6 protein-coding genes are annotated in these 4,894 nt (G+C 61.3%); 2 read left to right on the top strand and 4 right to left on the bottom strand.

Annotated features, from left to right (window positions below; translation table 11 throughout):
* From ACTICP_RS15740 to ACTICP_RS15755, 4 genes are all read right to left on the bottom strand, one after another.
* Positions 1 to 395, bottom strand: a 395-nt coding sequence (locus tag ACTICP_RS15740; protein ID WP_441893968.1) for a hypothetical protein, incomplete at its 3' end; no start/stop codon positions are given.
* An 80-nt stretch (positions 396 to 475) separates the two neighbouring features.
* Complete coding sequence (locus tag ACTICP_RS15745) at positions 476 to 871, bottom strand: TM2 domain-containing protein (protein WP_441893970.1); 396 nt, start codon at positions 869 to 871, stop codon at positions 476 to 478.
* Positions 872 to 902: 31 nt separating this feature from the next.
* Positions 903 to 2,018 carry a DUF5808 domain-containing protein gene (locus ACTICP_RS15750; protein ID WP_441893972.1) on the bottom strand — a complete coding sequence of 372 codons (1,116 nt, stop codon included), beginning with the start codon at positions 2,016 to 2,018 and terminating at the stop codon, positions 903 to 905.
* The gene (locus ACTICP_RS15755; protein ID WP_441893974.1) at positions 2,015 to 2,434 is read right to left on the bottom strand and encodes a GntR family transcriptional regulator; all 420 of its coding nucleotides are present in this window, start codon (positions 2,432 to 2,434) and stop codon (positions 2,015 to 2,017) included. Before ACTICP_RS15755 ends, ACTICP_RS15750 begins: the two co-directional genes overlap by 4 nt.
* Before the next feature lie 195 nt (positions 2,435 to 2,629).
* Here ACTICP_RS15755 and ACTICP_RS15760 point away from each other — a divergent pair, with 195 nt between their 5' ends.
* The gene (locus ACTICP_RS15760) at positions 2,630 to 3,652 is read left to right on the top strand and encodes a DUF4917 family protein (protein ID WP_441893976.1); all 1,023 of its coding nucleotides are present in this window, start codon (positions 2,630 to 2,632) and stop codon (positions 3,650 to 3,652) included.
* A 251-nt stretch (positions 3,653 to 3,903) separates the two neighbouring features.
* On the top strand, positions 3,904 to 4,894 hold a 991-nt coding region (locus ACTICP_RS15765), incomplete at its 3' end, for a DNA-methyltransferase (RefSeq protein ID WP_441893978.1).

Genomic DNA, 4,894 nt, shown 5'->3' on the forward strand with positions numbered 1-4,894 from the left:
GTCGCGATGAGTGACAATGCTCCGCCGAGCAGTCTCAGGCTGGGAGCCGACCACGCGCTGTCAGTGTGTGCCAGCGTGTGAGCTTGATCGATGAGGGCGCGGCGGCACTTAGCAGGCGGTCTGATCGGAACGATATCGCCTGCACCGTCAGCGGCCGAGTTGAGGAGCGCGGCAAGCGGCCCCTGTCGGCGAGTCCAGGTCAGCTGTTGACGTAGATAGCTGGGGTCGAAGTAGAGTGTCACGGTCTCGGTCTTCGGTAGCGGCTCGCCCCCGACATGCGCGCCCGACGGCAGGATCGCGAGGTCTCCTTCTGCGAGAGGTACAACATAGTCCCGGTGGGTGAGGTGCGTCCAACCAGAGGTGACAAGAACGATCTTGGTCTGCGGGAATGCCACGGGCTTTACTGGCGCATGGTGCAACGCTCGAAGTACCCTGAGTGGCTCTCCCTCTTGCATTTCCGATCACACGATATCTATCAGGGAATCGGCGTACCTGAGTAGGGGTCGCCGTTCAAGGTGAACTGGCTTATGTAGCCGGGGAGGATGATCGCGGACGCGGTGATGTTGACCACGATCAGCAGAATGCTGATCGCTGCCGCGATCTTCCAATGGCGGTCACGGTTAGTGAGCGGGCGACCTTGTGCGTCATGCGTGCGTCCGGTGAGTGTGAGGATCACGTCAATGAGGGTCCAGATCCCGAAGCCGCCGAGGGTCAACAGCTTGATGATGGCGGTGCCAACCTTCCCCAAGTAGAAGCGGTCAGCGCCAAATGCGCCGAGGAACTGGCCCAGCGCCCAGGTGGTCAAGAAGCTGCGGGCTTTGTCCTCCCGGAGAGGCACTTCGTTGGTGTGGATGGTTTGCGTGTCGGTCATGACGTCGCCCTTCTTTGGATGGTTGGTGGTACTAGCGGATGATTGAAGGCAAGGTGTTGATCGCGACGATCGCGAGAATCGCAATGCCGAGGGTGATCACCATTGCGGGGTTTCCGAAGTTAATCGCCCATCCAATGCCCACTCGTCTCGAGACGAACCATGCGGGGTCATTCGGGTTCAGGTAGAGCAGGCCGCCATGCCAGTACCGATCGTTGTCGGGTTCGTCGGCGAACGCTTTGCCGTCCAGGTACTCGCGGCGGAGGGTGCGCATCTGAACCAGGTAGGTCACGAGCTGATAGGCGAGCACCAGCCCGAAGCAGATGAAGAATGCGGCCGTCGCGGACACTAATGGCAGTGGCTGATCAGGATTCGCCCAGCGTGAGAGAGACAACGCGGAGGCGAGGATGGTGGTCAAGAGTGCGACCGTTCCGAGCAGACTTTGTCCGATCTGATGCTGCTGGTCCGCGCGGAACCGCGCCTGACTTTTCGTATCGTTGGGGTGGAGTCGCCGTGGAACGAATCTCACCACATACGCGAGCCCAAGTATCCCGGTCGTTGCGATGGCGCTACCCCAGACGCCGGAGAACGCGAGGCCGAGAGTCTTCGGTGCGTAGTCAGTAGGTATCCCAGCGTCGTTCCATGACACGGGTATCTCGCCGGGAAATGAGCCGTAGGATAACCAGCCGACCAGCCCCGTCGCAGCGATGACGGTATAGCTGACCAGGTACGGCCACAAGTGCATCGGCGGCCGGGCGATATCCCGTGTGGCTGCGGAGGCGACCAGTCGTACCTTCGCATCCTTGAACCAGTCGCCCTCATGCTTCGCCTGCACGATCTGCCTGCGGAAAACAATGAACGCGGCCACGGTAGAGGCGACGAAGACGATCGGCGGGGCAATCCGTGTCGCGTCCTCCGCGACCACAGCGAGAAGAGCGGCAAGTCCGATACTTGCTGCGCCGATGCCACCCACAGCAATACGAAAGCGTTTCGCCGCCGAATGTATGACGGGCTCATCGACGTAATCACCGGGAACACTCACGCCCATCGGCATTGTTGGCCGCGACAATGAGGGCATCGCGAGGAACACTGCGATCAGCAGGAACAGCTCTGCCAGCACAGAATGGAAGGCCCCGGCTGCGAAGTTCACGGCGCACCTTCCACGTTCGCCCGCGCATTCGCGTACTGCGCTTGGAGAATTTTGGCCACGATGCCCGCGATATGATCCATTACTTCGGCGTCGGAAAGGCCCTGCGCTATGGCCTCCGAGAGCAGGGTACGCGCCCGGTCCTGCCAGTCATCTACGAAACTCTGGGAAGCGTCTTGCCCAGGGCCGCGAGCGATCACGGAACCGGACTTATGGTTCGTGCGAATAAGTCCGTCCTGCCGAAGAGCGTCATACGCCTTCGCCACCGTCGCGCTATTGATCCCGAACATCCCCGCGAGTTGCCGCACGGACGCAAGGCTGTCCTCCGGCCTCAGCTCGCCACGCGCGATCGCCTCTACGATCCGATCCCGAATTTGCTGATAGATCGGAACCTCCGAGCGCGGATCAACCTCGATCACGAAACCCCTCCTGTCTCATCTGTATCACAACACATCATACAGAGGATGATGCCTGCATGGAGGATCAGGTCGAGAGCAAGCGCTGGAAAGTGTCAACCCTGGCGCAGCGGCCCGCATCATCACCAACGTTGCAACAAGGAAGGCTGCAAAAGCGGAGCGATGCTGATGTAGGGAGGTCCTCGGTAGCATCACAGCATGTCGAAGCTCGATGTCTGGTCGTTTGAGAAGGCCGTCCGCGATGCCGAGAGTAAGAGCACGCGCCGATCGATTCTGCTCGGCAACGGGTTCAGTATCGACTACGATCCCGAGACGTTCAGCTATCAATCGCTGGCAGCGGATGCCGAGTTGAGGAATCTCTCCGTGACAAAGGAACAACTGTTCAAAGCAGTAGGGACACAGGATTTCGAAGTCGTCGTCGACCGACTCCGGGTCGCGGCCAAACTCGCTCGAACCTATGGTGGAGCGCTTGAGGAGGCGCGCCGATTGCGGAAGGATGCTCTCATCGTGCGAAACGGGCTCGCTGATGTGCTCGCGCACCGGCACCCGCGGGACTCACTCTCGCTCACCGAAGAGGAGGTGCAGCACGCGCGCGTGTTCCTCCATGGCTTCCGCGATATCTACACGCTTAACTATGACATGCTGCTCTACTGGGTGATCAACAGACCTTCAGCACGGCCGAGTATTGCTTGCAGGGACGGGTTCTGGCCTGCAGAGGATGGGTTGGAATGGAACTCGAAAAATATGCAGCGGGTGCACTATTTGCACGGTGCACTGCACTATTTTGTGGAGGACAGGCGCCTGCGGAAACTGCGATACGCGCAGCACGGTCCGATCGTGCAAGAAATCAAATCGAGACTGCGCCGGAATGAGTACCCACTCATAGTGGCCGAAGGCTCACACCCCGAAAAGGTGAAGCGGATCAGGCGGAGCAGTTATCTACGGACAACTCTCCAGCGGTTCGGAGAGACACAGGGGGCGCTGTTCATTCACGGGGTGTCGATGTCGGAGAACGACGACCATGTCTTCGAAAAGGTCGAGGCTGCGGAGAGCAAGATAAATGCGCTCTACATCGGCATCTATGGCACTAAGAGGGAACGACATGTGCGGGCGATTATGCACCGCTCGGAGCAGATGAAGGAGCGCCGAAAGGAAAACGGTGGTTCGAATCTTAGGATCCGCTTTTACGATACCGTGACCGCGAATGTCTGGCGAGGCTAACCCAGCCTCCCAGCCCTGAGGGATGGTTCTTCGTTGATTGCCGATCGTGTGTGGGAGAAATCTGGCACGGGGAATCGGCGAGTCGCGGGCCCCTCGTGGAGCTCAGATTTGGCCCGCCGGGCCTGACTCTGACGTGGCGTCGACGCTGGGGCTGTGTCGGCTCGGGCCTGTCGGTGTGGCCCATACCTGCTGGGTAGTCCTGTTCGTCGCACACGAGCGCGGACAGGCCCGAACAGCAGGGAGCCACCGCCATGCCCGACCCCACCCCGCCGCCCGCCGCGCGCCTGACCGAACTTCCGGAACCGGTGTTCGTCGATGACCGGGCGATGCTCTACCTCGGGGACGCGGTCGAGCTCCTCCCGCTCCTGCCCGCAGCAAGCATCGACGCCCTGGTCACCGATCCGCCGTACGGGTTGAGCTTCAACGGCCAGGCCTGGGATGACGCTTCCGGGTTTCGCGAGTCGCTGATCCACATCGACACGAGCGGGATGAGTGCGCCGGAGGTGTTCGAAACCTGGTGCACGGCGTGGGCTGCGGGAGCATTGCGCGCGTTGAAGCCAGGGGCGTATGTTGCAGCGTTCGGTGGTGCACGCACCTGGCACCGGATGGTGCGTGGGATCGAGAATGCAGGGTTCGAGATCCGGGACCAGATTGCATGGCTGCACACCACCGGGATGCCCAAGTCGATGGACCTCTCGCACGCGATCGACAAGCACCACGGCGTGCAACGCACCGATCGGATCGTGCAGACCGCCGATCGTGATGGGGTGCTCGGCGCGACCCGGACTGTTCTGTCGAAGGGCACTCCGGTGACCGAGGACGCGGCGCGGTGGGAGGGGTGGGGCACAGCGCTGCGGCCAGCGTTCGAGCCGATCATCATCGCCCGCAAACCACCTGAAGGAAACGTCGTCCGCAACGTTCTAGAGCATGGTGTTGGTGGGATCAACATTGACGGGGCGAGGTTCGCTGATGACCGGTGGCCGATGAACGTCGCCTTCGACGCTGGTCAGGCGGATGCGCTGGATGTGTTGACGGGGACGTGGCAGGGCGGGTCACTGTCGCGGAAGTTCCCGATCTTCCGCTTCGACCACAAACCCCCCACACTGGAACGACCCCGCGCGTTCGGGGTATCGCACACAACCGTGAAACCGCTGGCGTTGATGCGCTGGCTCGTCACGCTGGTGACACCGCCGCACGGAGTGGTGCTGGAGCCATTCGCTGGATCGGGGACGACGGTGGAAG

The sequence above is a fragment of the Microbacterium sp. genome (assembly GCF_052102115.1).
Lineage (GTDB): Bacteria > Actinomycetota > Actinomycetes > Actinomycetales > Microbacteriaceae > Microbacterium.

Coding starts and splice junctions, on each gene's coding strand:
- ACTICP_RS15745 (WP_441893970.1), bottom strand. CDS start 871: ATGACCGACACGCAAACCATCCACACCAACGAAGTGCCTCTCCGGGAG.
- ACTICP_RS15760 (WP_441893976.1), top strand. CDS start 2,630: ATGTCGAAGCTCGATGTCTGGTCGTTTGAGAAGGCCGTCCGCGATGCC.